Annotated in this window: 17 protein-coding genes; 14 read left to right on the top strand and 3 right to left on the bottom strand. The window is 36.6% G+C overall.

Going from position 1 to position 16,928, the window contains the following annotated elements; translation table 11 throughout:
• Positions 1-3: 3 nt before the first annotated feature.
• On the top strand, positions 4-354 hold the full coding sequence (locus LGQ02_RS13445) for a cytochrome C oxidase subunit IV family protein (protein ID WP_226514876.1): 351 nt from the start codon (positions 4-6) through the stop codon (positions 352-354).
• Between the two features lie 159 nt (positions 355-513).
• A complete protein-coding gene (locus tag LGQ02_RS13440; protein ID WP_404802358.1) occupies positions 514-966 on the top strand; it encodes a DUF420 domain-containing protein in 453 nt (150 codons plus the stop codon).
• Positions 967-1,636: 670 nt separating this feature from the next.
• On the opposite strand, the gene ytvI is transcribed toward LGQ02_RS13440, so the two are convergent.
• Together ytvI and LGQ02_RS13430 are read right to left on the bottom strand one after the other, a co-directional pair.
• Positions 1,637-2,692 carry a sporulation integral membrane protein YtvI gene (gene ytvI / locus LGQ02_RS13435; RefSeq protein WP_226514874.1) on the bottom strand — a complete coding sequence of 352 codons (1,056 nt, stop codon included), beginning with the start codon at positions 2,690-2,692 and terminating at the stop codon, positions 1,637-1,639.
• A 275-nt stretch (positions 2,693-2,967) separates the two neighbouring features.
• Positions 2,968-3,315, bottom strand: coding sequence for a YugN family protein (locus tag LGQ02_RS13430; protein ID WP_226514873.1), 348 nt, complete (start codon positions 3,313-3,315; stop codon positions 2,968-2,970).
• Between the two features lie 439 nt (positions 3,316-3,754).
• Between LGQ02_RS13430 and LGQ02_RS13425 the strand changes: the two genes are divergently transcribed.
• The 10 genes from LGQ02_RS13425 (at position 3,755) to coaD (ending at position 12,596) form a co-directional block, all read left to right on the top strand.
• Positions 3,755-4,183, top strand: a complete 429-nt coding sequence (locus LGQ02_RS13425; protein ID WP_226514872.1) for a CBS domain-containing protein — start codon at positions 3,755-3,757, stop codon at positions 4,181-4,183.
• Positions 4,184-4,409: 226 nt separating this feature from the next.
• Positions 4,410-5,489 carry a CAP domain-containing protein gene (locus LGQ02_RS13420; RefSeq protein ID WP_226514871.1) on the top strand — a complete coding sequence of 360 codons (1,080 nt, stop codon included), beginning with the start codon at positions 4,410-4,412 and terminating at the stop codon, positions 5,487-5,489.
• A 79-nt stretch (positions 5,490-5,568) separates the two neighbouring features.
• Positions 5,569-6,000 (top strand): YlbD family protein, encoded by a 432-nt coding sequence (locus LGQ02_RS13415; protein WP_226514870.1) that lies wholly within the window; start codon positions 5,569-5,571, stop codon positions 5,998-6,000.
• A gap of 18 nt (positions 6,001-6,018) precedes the next feature.
• Entirely contained in the window at positions 6,019-6,258 is a 240-nt protein-coding gene (locus tag LGQ02_RS13410) for a YlbE-like family protein (protein ID WP_226514869.1), read from the top strand.
• 189 nt (positions 6,259-6,447) lie between these two features.
• Complete coding sequence (locus tag LGQ02_RS13405; RefSeq protein WP_226514868.1) at positions 6,448-8,106, top strand: DNA repair helicase XPB; 1,659 nt, start codon at positions 6,448-6,450, stop codon at positions 8,104-8,106.
• The gene (locus LGQ02_RS13400; RefSeq protein WP_226514867.1) at positions 8,088-9,572 is read left to right on the top strand and encodes a hypothetical protein; all 1,485 of its coding nucleotides are present in this window, start codon (positions 8,088-8,090) and stop codon (positions 9,570-9,572) included. The genes LGQ02_RS13405 and LGQ02_RS13400 overlap by 19 nt, the downstream gene beginning before the upstream one ends.
• A 47-nt stretch (positions 9,573-9,619) precedes the next feature.
• On the top strand, positions 9,620-10,060 hold the full coding sequence (locus LGQ02_RS13395; RefSeq protein WP_226514866.1) for a YlbF/YmcA family competence regulator: 441 nt from the start codon (positions 9,620-9,622) through the stop codon (positions 10,058-10,060).
• Between the two features lie 112 nt (positions 10,061-10,172).
• Positions 10,173-10,448, top strand: coding sequence for a YlbG family protein (locus LGQ02_RS13390; RefSeq protein ID WP_226514865.1), 276 nt, complete (start codon positions 10,173-10,175; stop codon positions 10,446-10,448).
• A gap of 1,095 nt (positions 10,449-11,543) precedes the next feature.
• A complete protein-coding gene (gene rsmD / locus LGQ02_RS13385) occupies positions 11,544-12,110 on the top strand; it encodes a 16S rRNA (guanine(966)-N(2))-methyltransferase RsmD (RefSeq protein WP_226514864.1) in 567 nt (188 codons plus the stop codon).
• Complete coding sequence (gene coaD / locus LGQ02_RS13380; RefSeq protein ID WP_226514863.1) at positions 12,111-12,596, top strand: pantetheine-phosphate adenylyltransferase; 486 nt, start codon at positions 12,111-12,113, stop codon at positions 12,594-12,596. It begins immediately after the preceding gene.
• A gap of 430 nt (positions 12,597-13,026) precedes the next feature.
• Here the strand turns inward: coaD and ylbJ are convergent, their stop codons facing one another.
• Positions 13,027-14,256, bottom strand: coding sequence for a sporulation integral membrane protein YlbJ (gene ylbJ / locus LGQ02_RS13375; protein WP_226514862.1), 1,230 nt, complete (start codon positions 14,254-14,256; stop codon positions 13,027-13,029).
• 189 nt (positions 14,257-14,445) lie between these two features.
• Between ylbJ and LGQ02_RS13370 the strand changes: the two genes are divergently transcribed.
• Both LGQ02_RS13370 and LGQ02_RS13365 read left to right on the top strand, forming a co-directional pair.
• Positions 14,446-15,234, top strand: a complete 789-nt coding sequence (locus LGQ02_RS13370) for a patatin-like phospholipase family protein (RefSeq protein ID WP_226514861.1) — start codon at positions 14,446-14,448, stop codon at positions 15,232-15,234.
• On the top strand, positions 15,227-16,279 hold the full coding sequence (locus LGQ02_RS13365; protein WP_226514860.1) for a SepM family pheromone-processing serine protease: 1,053 nt from the start codon (positions 15,227-15,229) through the stop codon (positions 16,277-16,279). Before LGQ02_RS13370 ends, LGQ02_RS13365 begins: the two co-directional genes overlap by 8 nt.
• Positions 16,280-16,928 lie beyond the last annotated feature (649 nt).

Below are 16,928 nucleotides of genomic sequence, written 5' to 3'. Positions count from 1 at the left end.
TAAATGGCTGATCACGGAATAGATCCAAGTGCACCTCTTACAGGTGAACCTTCAAAGAAAACGAAGCGTAAATTAGCGAAAGAATTAAGAACACAACTTATCTCATTTATATTTGTGATCTTTATGACTTCAATCGCGTTTGTTTCAATTGCAAGTGATGCAATTCCTAATAGCTTTGCAGTTCCATTTATTTTAATCCTTGCTGTTGTGAATGTTGTTATCCAATTGTACGTTTTCATGCACTTAAATGATCGTGGAAACGGTTGGCCAAATGCAATGATTTGGACTGGAGTATTAGTAGCAATTCCAACAGTTGCGTCATTAATGTTATTAATTGGAATCGTAAAGTATTAAGATGAAGAAGATACCCTCGCAATTCGCGAGGGTATCTTTTTGAAAGTGATCATCTTTGATTACTTTTGTAAATATTTCTTCACATCTCTATTTCCATTTCAACTGTAAAACGTTTTATAATAGAAGATGATATGGAAATTTAGAAAGGATGACACCATAGTGGCAACATTCTTACCTTTTATTAGTACAGTATTTATAGCTTTGAGTGCTATTTGTGTAGCAGCAGGGTGGTATTTAGTAGCAAAACGTAAAATAGAACAACATAAAAAAATGATGTATTGGGCTGCAGTTCTAGCGGTGATTTTTTTCATCACTTATTTGGCAAAAACAATATTTATTGGTAGTACAAGCTTTGGTGGACCAGAACATATGGCAACATTTTATCGGGTGTTCCTTATTTTTCATATTACACTAGCTACTGTAGCAGCCGTACTAGGGATTACGACCTTAGTGACTGGATATAAGAACAAGTTAGCAACCCATGTAAGGCTAGGACCGTTAACCTCAATTATCTGGTTTGGCTCAGCTAGTTCTGGTATAATGGTATATTTACTTCTTTATGTAATCTATCCTCCAGGGGAAACAACAAATTTATTTCGAGCGATCTTTTAATCAAATATTTTTCATTAAAAAAGCTGTATCTGAAGTGAGCGAACTTTTCGATACAGCTTTTTATTGTGAGTTTATTTTGTAAACTAAGGCTCAGTTAAAGGTGAATATTGAATTTAATAGTGGAGAGCTAGAAGCCGTTCTAAGAAGCTTTTCGGCTCGTTGCTTCTGCGGTTACTCGTCGCAGATAATAATTGCTCCTGCGGTTACTCGTCGCAGGTAATAAGTGCTACTTGTTGTTGAGTTTGTGATCTGCTCTCGATGGGCGCTTTCCGTGGGTGTATAAGCTGTCAAACTAATATCTCAGATAGATAACCATGCTAATGGAGATTGGCACAATGGGCGTATGAAAGATGGTTCATTGTTTTTAGAGGAAGATGCAGGTGGCCGAAAATCATCCAAAACGAACAAGGTGAGTTTTGGAACCATGTGCCGTGCCCGCAGCAAAGAAGACACCGTGATAGCAAGTGAAGCGAAGCTAGAACGGATGTCGCACTTGTGCCTAGCGGTGAAAGCGTAGCAACATGTATTTTTAAAGTATAAACTTATTTTCAAGGTAGCTAAATAAAATTGTCTTTATGGTAATTGTAGTGTGTGCACCTACCACAAAAAAGCTGGTTAATAAGTGATATCACTTACTAACCAGCTTTTTTAAATATGAATTTTATTTCTATCACAACTTGAAATTCATCTTAATAATTCCAGCTTCTTTTGCGCTTGTAAATAATATAACGACTAGTGGACCGAGAATAAACCCGAGTACTCCAATTAGTTGTAAACCAATAAATAATGAGATTAATGTTGCAAGCGGTGATAAGCCAATGTGATGTCCCATTACTTTCGGTTCCACGGTTCGGCGAATTGTTAATAAGACGGCTGCTAATATTAGCAATTGAATGGCGAGTGGTGTATTACCTGCAATGAAGTGATAACCTGCCCATGGTGCTAAAACAGCAATTGAACCAATGATAGGTATAAAGTCAATGATCCAAATGAATAAAGACATTAAAAATGCAACCTCAGGAGCAATGAACAATAAACCAACAAAGGTAACCACAAATATAATTATACTTACAAGAAACTGTGCTTTAAAGAAGCCAAAGATAACATATGCGAGACGAGATGACATAAAGCGTACCTTTTCAGCAGTCTTTTCAGTCATATATTGAAAGACTTTTTTCTTTAAGCGAGGTAATTCAAGTAAAAATAAATATAAGGCAATTAAGTAAACTAAAAAAGAGACAAGGTAAGATGGAATTTTTAAAAGAATAGCTGATACATTTCCGAAAATATCTAGCTCAGATAATCCATCTCTCAAATTACCTAATTGGACTGTTACAGCTCGGTCAATTTCATTAACAATATCTGGTGAATAGTGGCCGAATTGCGTTTCTAAATTCGCTAAAAAATTAATCCATACGATATTCAATTCGTTGATTGTTACCGGTAAATTTTCAACGAACTGATTTAGTTGTGTCATCGCTCGTGTTAAAGTGAAATACACGATAATCGTTAAAATTGATAAGAATATGATAAAGACGATAAACACTGACAAGGCTCTTGAAATCTTTACGCGCTTATGTAAGGCATTTACTGCAGGTGTTAAAAAAAGAGCGGTTACAAAAGCGACGATCAAAGGAACAGATACAGGTAAAACGAAATATATAAAAAGGGCAGCAAAAATAACCCCAAGACTAATATATAAATATTTTTTCACATTTTGCGACATCAGTTGAATGCCCCTCTCTATCAAGACAAAACTTAGATCAATAAGGTTAGCTATATGTATAGCTTTTATATTTCTTTTAATCAGTCAATGTACTGATGTATATACATTATATTATGAAAGTGAAGGTAATAATAGTGTTATTTATAGAAACATATCGATGTATTATTCAAAAATATTGAAAAAAGAATGCCTCCGATATATTCCCTCACTCTGAAACGAGTGAATGAGATCGAAAGCATCACTTTTGTTCAACAATATGAAGCTATGTATAACTGCTAAATGGCTTCTTCTTGAAGTTTCTCTTTAATGATGTTAATTTTTTTATTGCACTTGTCAACTATTGTTTTTGAAAATGTTTCATCATATTCAATGCCGTGTGGATAATAGTGCTTTCCTAAGATAGGTTTCATTAATTTAACCGTACAATGAGGATTTGGGATTTCACCTTCAGTAGCAAACGCTTGAACACGGAAGTAATAAACATCATCATGCATTAAGATTTTATAGTCAAACGTTACGCGTTCATAATCGTATACTGAATAAAACCCAGCATTCTCCATTATTTCCTCAAATGCTTGAAATTCAATAGATAATCCTTCTAAACCTGTTTCTTCAAATTTCATTATTTATACCTCCTAGAGAACTGAAACAATCGTATTCTTTTTTATGATATTACGAAATCGCTCAGGATGCAACGAAATCAATGTCGATCTTATAAAAATATATATAAATGAATCAATTTCATAATTGCGTTTTTTGCACAATGAAACGAATGATATTATAATTTTTTTCATTATGATGTACGTTTTATTTGGGAGTGAACGTAACTAAAGGCGGCGACTCCCGGAGGATCAGCGCAGTCTGAAGATCCACTTAGGCGAAGAGTCGTCAAGCCTAAGTTAGCTGAAGACAAGCCCTCGGGAAAGCGCCCGTCTGAAGTGAAGTTCACGCTCATCATTCAGAATTTCCCATCTTATTTTGAAGTATGAAATTGATTCAAGTGCATGCTTTTTATCTTTTTGTAAAATAATAAATGCATCATGACTGTAAAGGAGGTAGAAAATGAAAACGTTAAAAGACATTATGACAAGTGATGTAGAAACTTGCTCTCCTCAAGACAATGTTTATGAAGTTGCTGTAAAAATGAAAGAATTAAATGTTGGGGCAATACCTATCTGTGAAAACCAGCACTTACTAGGAATGATTACAGATCGTGATATTGTTATGAGAGGCGTAGCGGAGAAAAAGCCCAACTCTTCTCAAGTAACAGATGTGATGAGCGACCATCTCTTAACTGCAGAACCAAGTATGAGTGTCGATGAGGCGGCAAAAATGATGGCTGAAAAACAAATTCGACGTTTGCCTATAGTAGAAAATAGCCGTTTAGTAGGAATTGTCTCTTTAGGAGATTTAGCTATTCATACGTCTACTGAGCATGATGCTGCCTTTGCATTATCAGAGATTTCAGAACGCCCTGAACTTCACCATTGATTCTTGATTAAGAGCTACCACAATTTATCATCAGTGGTAGCTCTTTTTCATTGTAAAAAAGCTTTTATTTTCATCAATCAGCTTTTGTGATAAGTCTAATATTGTATTGTAGAATTATGGAGCAATATCACAAAATTTAAGAATCATTGTCATTTAGGAGGAAAGACCATTTCCCCTCTAGAATTGAAGTAGTGGACTAGAGAATGTATCTAGAGAGGAGATAACAATGAAATCGATTATATCTTTCTTATTCGCATTTATCGTCGTTTTTGGATTATTTACTTTGTTTTTTAGTGATGATCGTGAGATAACTGAAGAAAAAGAAGAGCGAGAAACGTCTTCATATATAGAAGAAGACAATAGTAAGGAAAGTGAAAAAGAAACCGAAAAAAAAGATAAAAAGACTGTAAGTCAAGAAAAAAAGGAAGAGGAAGGACTGCACCTTTGGCTAGGAGTTTCTGATAAGGAGATCGTTGACCTTTTCGGCGAACCAGTAAGAAAAGATCTATCACCATATGGGTATGATTGGTGGATATATAATGAAGAGGAATATCTGCAGATAGCTATCTTAGATGGAGAAGTGGTTTCCTTGTTTACGAATGATCATAAGTTTGAAAACGGCCTTTTCAATGTTGGTGACTCATATGACGAAATTGATGAAGTCATTTCATTCGAAACAAATGTTTCCCTTAGTGGGTCATTTTCTTCCTATCAGTTTGAATTAAATGATGAAGAACTTAACTCACGCCCATTGGCAAAATTAGATGAAAACGTTTGGGTACAGTTTTACTTTGATACGACTGAGAGAAAACTTTCCTCCGTAAGGTATATGAGCCCTGAAATATTACTGCTCCAGCGACCTTATTCAATTATTTACCGTGGCGAACTACCGGAACGAGAAGAATTCACAAACAGTGATTGGCAAAAAATCCAGGAAGGACAATCAAAACAGATTTTTGATATGACTAATATGATTAGAAAAAGGCATGGTCTAGATCCATTAGAGTGGGATGAAGAAACAGCTTTCGTTGCTTTTTTGCATAGTGAGGATATGTATATCAATGATTATTTCTCACATACGTCCCCTACAGCCGGGGAATTAAAAGATCGCTTAGAAGCAGAATATATCCATTATCAAATGGCAGCCGAAAATATTGCTGCAAAGTATGTGGATGCAATAGCTGCAGTAGAAGGATGGTTAAATAGTGAAGGTCACCGAGTGAACCTTTTAAAAGAAGATTTCACACACCTTGGTGTAGGTGTTTATCGAGATTATTATACGCAAAATTTTATCACTCCTTGGTAATTTTGGGCGCACAAACTGTTTTTGTCATTTGTATGATGTAATGAATACAAATATAGACATTTGACTAGGAGGTGCTCAATTGAAAAACTCCCTCCACCCAGACGTTCAAAAGTTTAAGCTGTTTGTAAAGACACATCCATATGTATTAAGAGATGTGAAAACGGGTGATAAGACATTACAAGATCTATTTGAAGAGTGGAAGTTGTTTGGTGAAGATGATGAAATTTGGGAAACATACAAAGCAGCAAATAAAACAGAGTCTAATAATGATGAAAGAAAATCAGACGAATCGAGTGGAGAAGAAACGAGTAGTGAAGGAATATCAACCCAGGACTTATTAGCGATGTTAAAGAAAATGAATTTGAATGATTTGCAACATCACTTATCTCAATTTAGTGGTGTCTTATCTTCTGTACAAGAACTTTTAGGCCAATTTAAACAAAGTCCTCCAGAAGAACAAGGGAGAACAGAAGACCAACAAAGCTCACCTTTTTCTTTCCGTGAAGACTAAACGATCGGAGTGGGGCTGATGAGAGGAGAAGTATATCAATACATTCGGAGTGAACCTGATCTTCACAAGTTTTTAAGAGCTCACCCTAACTGGTATCGAAGGCTAGCGAGAAACCCATATTCGTTACAAGAGATGGAAAAACAAGCAAAAATATTCTTCGGCAAAACGTTCCCACAACGGATGGAAAAACTAGAAAACAATATGCATTTAGCAATGATGATGATTGATATGATGAGGTCGTTTAATCAATCAAATTAAAAAAGAGGGTGCTCCCTCTTTTTTTTGTTAGCCTAAAATCCGCTCGCCTCATCGGTTACAACTAAAGCAATTCACTCAAATTAGCAAAGGGTCTTAATCTTTTCCACCGTAACGTTGTGTCACATGAATAAGATTACTAAATAAGTAGAACAATACATAGAAAAGTCATAAATGTGAGGAGACATAGAAGTGGAACAGAAACCGCTCTATATACAAGAGAATGGAATGGTTTATTTCAATACCGCACATCGAGAAGCAAAAATAGTTCAGCCGTTCCTAAGCCAATTTGCTCACTTAACACAATCACCATCAGAAATCCATATATATCAGCTGTCACAGTATTCGGTGTGGTATGCCTTCGATCAAGCTATAACAAGTGAGGAAATCATATCTTTTTTAACATCATTTTCAAACCCTCCATTTCCTTCTAAAGTAATCAAACAACTACAAGATTGGGAAAATTATAATCACAAGTTATTTATTATGGAGATTGAAGGACATGGGACGTGTTTATATAGTGAGATACGAGATTTATTAGCTGAGGTTTTTCCTGAAAATCAAATGACTATCTTTCACTATAAGACTGGTGAAGCTTTTCCGATTACCTTAAATGAAAGAGGCATTATAAAGCAACGTATGTTAAAGCTAGGTTATCCTGTGATCGATTGCTTAAAAGTAGAAGAAGGTGAACGCTTAGGCATCCAACTAGAAAAAGATGTTCAACTACGCCCCTATCAGATAGAAGCTGTGAACAGCTATCTAAAACCAAATGGATATGAAAAAGGAAATGGTTTTGTCATTATGCCGTGTGGGTCTGGAAAAACGTTAGTCGGTATTGGTGTAATGACAAAGTTAGATCAAGAGACATTAATCATTGCGCCGAATGATACATCACTTTCACAATGGGAAAACGAGATCATGACATGTACAACAATTGATAGAAAAAAGTTAAAAACATACTCTAGCAGTTTAAAAGAAGTAGGACCAATTACGTTAACGACATATCAAATGCTAACTTATAAAGGGAAGGAACCCAATTTATATCCACACTTTAACCTTTTTCAAGAACGGAAGTGGGGGTTAATTATATATGACGAAGTTCATCTTTTGCCTGCTCCATTATTTCGTTTAACCTCGTTTATGCAAGGTAAAAGAAGGTTAGGATTAACAGCGACGTTCATTCGTGAAGATGGAAGAGAAGATGATATTTATAGTTTAATTGGTCCAAAACGTTATGAAGTTGGTATTAAAGAGCTTGAACATAAGCATTGGGTAGCGAAGCCTGTATGTAAAGAATACAAAATACCCTTTAGAGAGGATCAATGGGAAAATTATTTACAATCTTCAAAGAAAGAGCAATTTAAATTAGCCAGTGAGAATGATGAAAAGCTACATGTTATCGACATGTTATTAAAAAAGCACTCTCATGATCAAATCTTAATTATTGGCCAGTATAAAAAACAATTGAAAAAGATAGCTGATTATTTTTCTATTCCAATCATTACAGGTGAAACAAAAAAATCAGTACGGGAAAACATATACGACGACTTTCGATCAGGACAAATACAAGCTCTTGTTGTTAGCAAAGTTGCGAATATGGCAGTAAATTTACCGTCAGCAAATGTTGCAATTCAAGTTTCAGGGGTTTATGGTTCTCGTCAAGAGGAAGCTCAACGAATAGGAAGAGTATTAAGACCTAATACAGCTGAAAAGCTAGTCTACTTTTATTCATTAGTGACATCACTGACGCAAGAGGAAGAAAGAGCTTCTAATCGTCAATTATTTATGAAAGAACAAGGGTATCAATACGAAGAGGAAGAGTGGTCAAGATGTTCGGACATCAATTAGCAAACTTCGAAATAACTGAAGCGTCGTTTCATAATAAGTGGGAAAAGTTAAGTGAACGTGAGAAAGATTTGTTGACTTTTATGACCGATGTACCAGATACTCGTCAAGAATCGGTAGAACGTCTTGGAAAAACGAAATACGGTCCGTTCAATTTTTATAAAGGGACTCGGTCACTTTTAGAGGATAACCTCTTATATTTAATTGATGAAAATGGCACTCGCCATTTAATTGTTCCTAGAGAAGTAGATTACTTCTTAACCGCAAAAAGAAATACAAACAATAAATTAAATCAGCAAAAGAGTGAAGCAGGTGAAGCACAACCGAATATATTCGAGTTGTTTATACACTTTTGTATAGAATTAAATAAAGATATACAAGGTGATACAGAGAGGGTTTCCAAAAAAAAATGTGATGATCATTCATATTTTTTACGAGAAGTTCTTAAATGGTTTGAAAAGCAGTCCGAAAGACCTTTACTGCTCATGACAAATTGGGTTAAAGAAAAGTTCGATGACCTTGTAGAACTCATGTTATTAACATACATGAAGGTTATCGCAAAAGATAAAAATGAAGTATACCCATTACATGTAAAAAGAGTATTATATAAATTAGATGATGACAGTGACGATGTTCTACAATCATTGGAAGGACATAACTATTCTGAAAGTACAATTCTCCAAGTACATTCACAAGAGTGGCTATTGCCACGTTATGATTGTTTTCCAACACTTTGGCTTGCGAGTATTTTTGGTGAGATCATTACGTCCGGTTCTATGGTCACAATCAATATTTCTGAACAAACTGTTCAAAAAGGAAAAGGTTCAGGTGTGTCATTTCAATATTTTGAAACTTTATTGAGACAATTACCGTTTAAAGAAGAAAAAGATCGAGAGACGATTATAAGCTGGTGGGAAGGGTCGCAAATAATTATAAAAGATGACTGCTATACATTTTTTCGGATTAACTCTGATGCTCTTAAAAAGCAGCTTGCTAAAAAGAGTAAAGATCAATACGGAAGCGAAAACGTTATAGAGCTTAATAACGGTTTGTTTATATCAAATGAAATTAGCAAACAATGGGAAAAAGATATTAGTAAAATGAACTTTCAAATCAACGAGAAAAGAAAAACTAAGAAAGTCAAAGAACAACAACGTTTTACTACTTTAGATTATGTCCCTGCTCCGAAAGAGTGGGATGAAATCGGGCACCTCCCGGATATATCTTTTAAATTAATGGCATATAAAGAAAACTTTTTTCGAAGGTTGATTCGCCAAAGCCAAGTAATGAAAATCCCATTATTAGTTGAAGAAAGTAGCGGGGATATTCAACTAATCGAAGTCAAGCGGTTGGTTGAAGAAGGTGAACACTTAATGCTTGAAACATATGATCATCAAAAGCTAAGCCACACATCTATTAAAAAATTGGCACTGTATAATCCTTTAGAAGAAAAAATGAATAAAAGGTGATTTGTTTTCACTGTGAGCATGTTATAATGGCAGATGGAGGTGATTGAATGCTCACAACCATGACAAATGTTGATGTATTACAAGAAGCACTTGAGTTTGGTGAAATAATTACTTCATCTGAAGTTTTTGATAAATATATTCAATCGAAAGAAGAGCTTGAAAAAAGTGAAGAAGCACAGCATTTAATCAAGCATTTTCAAACATTGAAAGAAAAGTATGATGAAGTACAAAGGTTTGGTAAATATCATCCAGATTTTCGTACTGTTACAAAAGAAGTAAGGGAATGGAAAAGAAAGCTTGATACTCATGATGCGATCGTTGAATTTAAACAAGCTGAAGAAGAGCTCTATCAATTGTTAGTTGAAATTAGTCAACTGATTGCAAATGCAGTATCTCCACAAATTAAAGTCCCAACTGGGAACCCTTTCTTTGATCAAGACGGCTGTGGAGGAGGCTGTGGCTCAGGAGGAAGCTGCGGTTGTTCTTAAATAAGTGATGAGATTTCTCTTCCTATGGGTAAAATAAGCAAGTCACCGCTTGCGCTTTCCTTAACATCGTGCTAGACTATTGGCAAAAGTAGGGATTAAAGGAGAAAAGATTATGGTCGGAAACCGAGTAGGACTTGCTATTTGGGTACATTCCTTAAAACAAGTAAAACAATTGAAAAGGCTTGGGAATGTTCATTACGTCTCTCGTAAAATGAAATATATCGTCATGTACTGCGATACAGACCAGGTCGAAGAGACAATTAGTAAATTAGAGTCTCTCCACTTCGTTAAAGAAGTCTCTATGTCGATGCGACCTTGGATAAAAACCGAGTTTCAAAACTCTGTACCTGAAAAGGAAAAAGAATACGATTATAAAATGGGAATATAATGCCCAGTTCAAGTATAAAACCTCCAACAAAGGCGTTGGAGGTTTTATTTATTGGCTATGTTAACCTGGATGTTGACCTGTTGGGCTCCGCGCCTTATCACAGTGAAAAATTTCCATCACCTTGTCTACGATAATTTTATAAAGAAAAATGATTGATGAAACAACGCCGTACTCATATTGATTTTATAACTCGAAGAAGTGATAGGCGGCGACTCCAGTGACGAGTATCTTCATCAAGAGTATGTTTCGAGTTGTTTCGACACAGCTAACGATAGAGCAATGCTAGAAGAGGAAGGACAGAAACAGCTCGAACCGAAAATCACTCTGAACGAGTAATGATGAGTTCAGAGAAGTTGAGGTCGTGTCCGCGGCAAGCATCCAACTGAAATGACGAAAATCAACAACCATCTTAAACACAGCCTTCTTATAAAAAAACCCGCAGCTCATGCTGCGGGTTGCCTCATCATAAAGGAAATGAATATGCTAAAACATGTTCTTTCCTTTATAAAGGCTATGGGAGAGGAGAAACCGGAGGAAGAACTTATGGGGAAACGTAAGCCTTCTCCGCGGTTGTCAGCAACATGACATTTCATGTTGCTACTCTTATTATGGAAAAGCTGGAAGAAGTTTATACATATAGAAAAAGAGTTAGAATCTTTTGACCCCTTTATATTTTCTCTTTGATCTGTTTTATGGTAGGATATGTATGCATTGATCATACATGAATCAATTTCATAATTCCGTTTATTGCGCAATGAAACGAATGATATTATAAACTTTTTCATTAAATGTACGTTTTATTTGAAAGTGAACATAACAAAAGACGGCGACTCCGGAGGATCAGCGACGAGCAATACTTCTTCGAACTGCTTCGAGCTGCGACGAGTAACCGCAGGAGCACTCTTTATCTGCGACGAGTAACCGCAGGAGCAACGAGCTGAAGATCCACTTAGGCGAAGAGTTGTCGAGCCTAAGTTAGCTGAAGACAAGCCCTCGGGAAAGCGTCCGTCTGAAGTGAAGTTCACACTCATCATTCGGAATTTCGCATCATATTTTGAGCTATGAAATTGATTCACATAACAAGGTGAGAAAAAAATGAGAGTAATTAGTGGTACTCGTAAAGGAATAACATTAAAAGCAGTTCCGGGTCATTCAACAAGACCGACAACTGATAAAGTAAAAGAGTCAATTTTTAATATGGTCGGTCCGTACTTTGATGGCGGGTCCATTTTAGACTTATATGGCGGGAGTGGGGCCATATCAATTGAAGCAATTAGTCGTGGAATGGAGCACGCTGTGATCGTCGACCGTGACAAAAAAGCAATTTCAACGATTTATCAAAATGTAAAAATAGGTAAAGTAAAAGAATTGGTAGAAGTATTTCGAACTGATGCAAAGCGTGCATTAAAAGCGATACAAAAAAATGAAAGGAGCTTCGATCTCGTATTTTTAGACCCACCATATGCAGATGAAAAGCTTCATGATGAAATTTCATTTATTTCAGAACATGGTATTTTAAAAGAGGGTGGGCAAATGGTCGTTGAGCATGGCCTAGGCGTTGATCTTGAGCCACAGTATGGTGATATGAAACAACAAAAAATTGAACAATACGGAGATACGACTATACGTATTTACGAAAGTGTTGCAAAGGAGGAAATTTAAATGAGTAGTATTGCAGTTTGTCCTGGAAGCTTTGACCCTGTGACATTAGGGCACTTAGATATTGTAACTAGAGGATCGAAAGTGTTTGATAAGGTTATTGTTTCAGTGTTAAACAACCGTACGAAACAGCCTATGTTTACAGTTGAAGAGCGTATAGATTTATTAAAAGAAGTAACAAAGGATCTTCCTAATGTTGAAGTAGACTATTTTGACGGTCTATTGATTGATTATGTAAAACAAAAGCAAGCAAATGCGATTATTAAAGGATTACGTGCTGTTTCAGATTTCGAATATGAATTACAAATGGCATCGATTAATCGTAAATTAGACGATGAAATTGAAACGTTTTTCATGATGACAAATAACCAATATTCTTATTTAAGTTCTAGCATTGTAAAAGAGCTTGCTAAATATAATGCATCCGTGAGTGACCTCGTACCTCCAGTTGTGGAAGAAGCCCTTCGTAAAAAAAAGCAACATACATAATAAAAGAGGCTGTCTCCAAGTTTTATTTGGGGATGCCTCTTTTTAATTGGCTCTGTTAATATTTATTGTTGAAAATCACGAGAAGCCTGCGACAAGCATGGACTCACGAACTTCCACAAGGCCTCCCCCTTCCTCTACTAGTACGGCTCTGTTGTTTATCCGTCGAGGCAACTCGAAGCTTACTCGTGATGTAAACGCTCGTTGGTGACTTCGATGTTCCCACAGGACGTGGCGTTTTGCTCGGTGGACGGACAGGACGTCCTAATGCCGTGCATGAAACAGGATATCGCCCTTGTACCAGAGGTGTAAGCGAGTGTTTTTTTGTAAAATCAACACTAGCCTTTAACAAGACCTTTTAATTAATTGTCAGAAATTATATCATTTAACACCTTAACGAATTTGGGAAGCTGAAAGGTGCGTATATCGTTAATCATGGATTCTTTTCTAGTTTATTCAGTGTTTTGTAACTAAGAAGACAAATATATGAAACGAGAGATATAAGAGTAATTACCCCTCCCCATGTAATTAGCCAATTATATATAATGATCATTAATGATGAAATGGTACTCTCCGTGAGGTGTGGCATAAATATAACACTTTCACTCTCAGCTCCATGTGGATAGAGTCGGTGAAATATTAAGGCACAAATTCCTGCAGACAGAAAGCCATGGAGGCATCGAGCGAAAAAAAACGGTCGGAACCGAATATCCGTATCAGCGAGTATACTGGCTACTTGAGCTTGGACGCTAAAGCCATTAAACGCTAAAATAAAACTAACAATAATGACTTGCTCGTACAGAGTCGCTTCGAAGGTTTCGGTTATCATCTGACTTCCAAGTGTTATTTCAAACAACCCTGAAACAATTGGAGCACTTAATTCATTTGGCATTTGTAAAAACCCAAGTATAATAGTGATGACAAAGGTAAAAAGAAAAGAAATCTGGATTAGTGTTAGAATTTGGTTTAAAACAGAGAATAAAATGATAAAGCCACCAATCATTAATAATGTTTGAATAGCAGATTGTACAGCATCACCCATCATCTTACCGAGTGGGCGTTGATCGTTTAGGCGTTCAGAGTGCATTAAGGAGATCGCATGAGCAATCGAAAACTTACTATCCTTTTCTTTGGAGTCTTGATCGCGACCATAATATCTCATAGCAATTCCGACAAGGAAGTTACCGCCATAATGAGAAGCAGCTAAAACAACACCTAAGGCAGGGTTGTGGAAAAAACCAACAGCTATCGCACCAAATATAAATAGCGGATTCGATGCATTTGTAAATGAAACAAGTCTTTCTCCTTCTATGGCGGTGATTTTTTTTTCTTGTCTTAAACGGGCAGTTAACTTTGCTCCTGCCGGGAACCCAGAAGCAAGTCCCATAGCCCATACAAAACCGCCAGAACCTGGTACTCGAAATAAAGGTCTCATGATTGGCTCAAAAAGGGCTCCAATAAATGACACAACCCCAAACCGAATTAAGAATTCAGATATAATAAAAAATGGGAGCAAAGAAGGGAAGACAACATCCCACCACATAGATAAGCCGCGTATAGAAGCTTCGTAAGCTTCTTTTGGAAAAACCATAAATGAGATCGCTAATATTGTAGCAGAACCAGCGTACAACATTGTTTTTATATAAGGGAGATACGAACGCATGGATGGACTCCTTTACTAATAATGTAAATCATTGTTGGTCTTCAAACGAAAACATGTTGAAAGTTATGTATCGTTTCCTCTTACAAATGTAGTTCAAAAATAAACATAAACTTGTCCTTAATACAATATACGTAAGTTAGGTGAAAGTAGACCTTATAATCGTCCCAATTGTTGAAGGGGTTGAACTGAATGAAACCAAAAATAGGGTTAGCATTAGGCTCCGGAGGTTCTAGAGGATTTGCTCATATTGGTGCATTAAAAGTATTAGAAAAAGAAGGTATTAACATTGACTTTATTGCTGGTAGCAGCATGGGAGCTTTAATAGGTGTATTGTATGGAGCGGGACATTCTCCAAATATGTTAGAAAAAATGGCTACACAGTTTCGTAGGAAGTACTTTTTAGACTTTACAGTACCGAAAATGGGGTTTATACGGGGCGAAAAGGCAAAACAAGTCATTAATATGTTAGTTCAAAATAAAAAGTTAGAAGATCTAAATTTGCCAGTTTCTGTTGTAGCAACAGATTTAATGAGAGGTGAAAAAGTCGTTTTTACAAAAGGGAATGCCGCTCAAGCTGTACGTGCAAGTATTGCTATCCCGGGCATTGTTGTACCAGGGAAAATTGATGGAACAATGTATGTTGATGGAGGAGTTATAGATCGAGTACCAGTTTCAGTTTTAAAGAATATGGGCGCGGATATAATTATTGCAGTAGATGTCTCCTTTTTTAATACTGAACCTGAGATAACTTCAATATATGACGTCATCATACAGAGTATGGACATTATGGAAAAAGAAATGGTAAGATATCGTGAAATCCATTCTGATGTAATGATTCGTCCGATACTTTCTCACATAAAAGCAACGCAATTTACAAATGTGGAAGAAGTCATGAAATTAGGAGAAGTTGAAACAGAAAAATATATGAAGCAGCTTAAAGCGAGGATTCAAGAGTGGAAGGAGCTACACCATGAATAAAAATAACCGTGGTTCAAAAAGGTCTATCGTTCGTTGGATTATATTATTTGCTATCTTAATCTTTATAAACTTTTATCAATTGCCGTATTACTTTACAGTTCCTGGAGATGCGAAGGTTCTAAGTGATGTGATTGAAGTAGAAGAGAAACATGAGTATGAAGGATCGTTTATGCTAACGACAGTAAGGATGGGAAGAGCAAATGTGGTTAATTATGTATGGGCTATGTTCAGCGATCAAAGAGAGATTATTCCTGAACACCATATCCGTCCTGAGGGGGAAACAGATGAACAGTACCAGCATCGCCAAATGATGATGATGGCAGGCTCGCAAGATCTAGCTGTTATTGTTGCATACAGCCATGCTGGCAAAAATGCATACTTTGAAAACCATGGGGTGTTAGTAACCTCAATCATCTCAGGAATGGATGCAGAGGAGAAACTTAAGATGGGAGACCGAATAATAGCCATCGATGATAAGCAAATTCTAGAAACCGATACTTTGTTTGACCTTTTAGGGGATTATGCAATCGGTGATATCGTTGATATCACTGTTGAACGTGAAGGAGTTGTTCATGAATATACATTAGAAGTGAATCCTTTCCCTGAAGAATTAGATCCCGAAGGGGAGCGGGGAGGAATTGGCATTGCCAACCCTGTGACAGACAGAGAGTTAGTGAGGGATCCAGAGGTAACTATCGATACAGCTAAAATAGGTGGGCCATCAGCAGGGCTTATGTTTTCGCTAGAAATATATAATCAACTTGTAGAAGAGGATATTACGAAAGGTCATCATATAGCTGGAACAGGTTCGATTAATGAAGACGGGAAAGTCGGTCGTATAGGTGGTGTAAGCCAAAAGGTAGTTGCCTCTGACCAAGCAGGTGCATCACTATTCTTTGTACCTTACGAAGGAGGATCAACCGGTTCTAACTATGATATAGCAAGACAAACTGCAGATTCGATTGAAACAGATATGGAAATCGTTCCTGTTGACTCGTTTGAGCAAGCATTACAATATTTAATTGACCTTGAGCCAACTTCTTAAAAAATAAAGGAAGGAACCTTACCGTTAAATAAGTAGTTCGGTTTAAATGGAAGGCGCTGTTAAAGTTCAGTGTTGATATGCAGTATTATTTTACAATTGTTTCATTTGTGAGGAGCGAAGGTGGCGACTCCAGCGGGAAAAGCACGAGCTGAAGATCCACTTAGGAAATAAAAAATCATTTTCTTTCCTAAGTTAGCTGAAGCCGTGCCCGCGGAAAGCGTCCACCGAGAGCGGATCACAAAATCAACAACCAACTTTAACATAGCCAAATGGAAAAAAACGAAAATAATACCCCATTTTGGGAGATAATTCGCACCTGAATTATCTCCTTTATTTCACGTTAAGAATTTATAGAGCGTCCGAGCATAGGTTATATCTTATAGTGGGTGGGAACCCCACCGGGCAAGAGCTAACCACTCACCCGTAACGAGTCTTGGAGGGTTGTAGGCAACTATAACCTTTAAGCGTAGACAGTAAGACAGTGGGCCGTAAGCCAAGTGGTTGAAGGGATTGAGCTTCGAAAACTTATAAATGGGAAAGCTGATGGTCTTATAATTCCAGAAAGCAATACCTGTATAAACACTATGGTAAGTTTATATAGGTTTCCCCGGAGTCTGTGACCTCGGCACGCTGGACATTGGTAGGGTAT

The organism is Bacillus shivajii (assembly GCF_020519665.1).
Classification (GTDB): domain Bacteria; phylum Bacillota; class Bacilli; order Bacillales; family Salisediminibacteriaceae; genus Bacillus_CA; species Bacillus_CA shivajii.
Note: the sequence above shows the minus strand (reverse complement) of the source record. Positions and strands in the feature narration are given on the sequence as shown.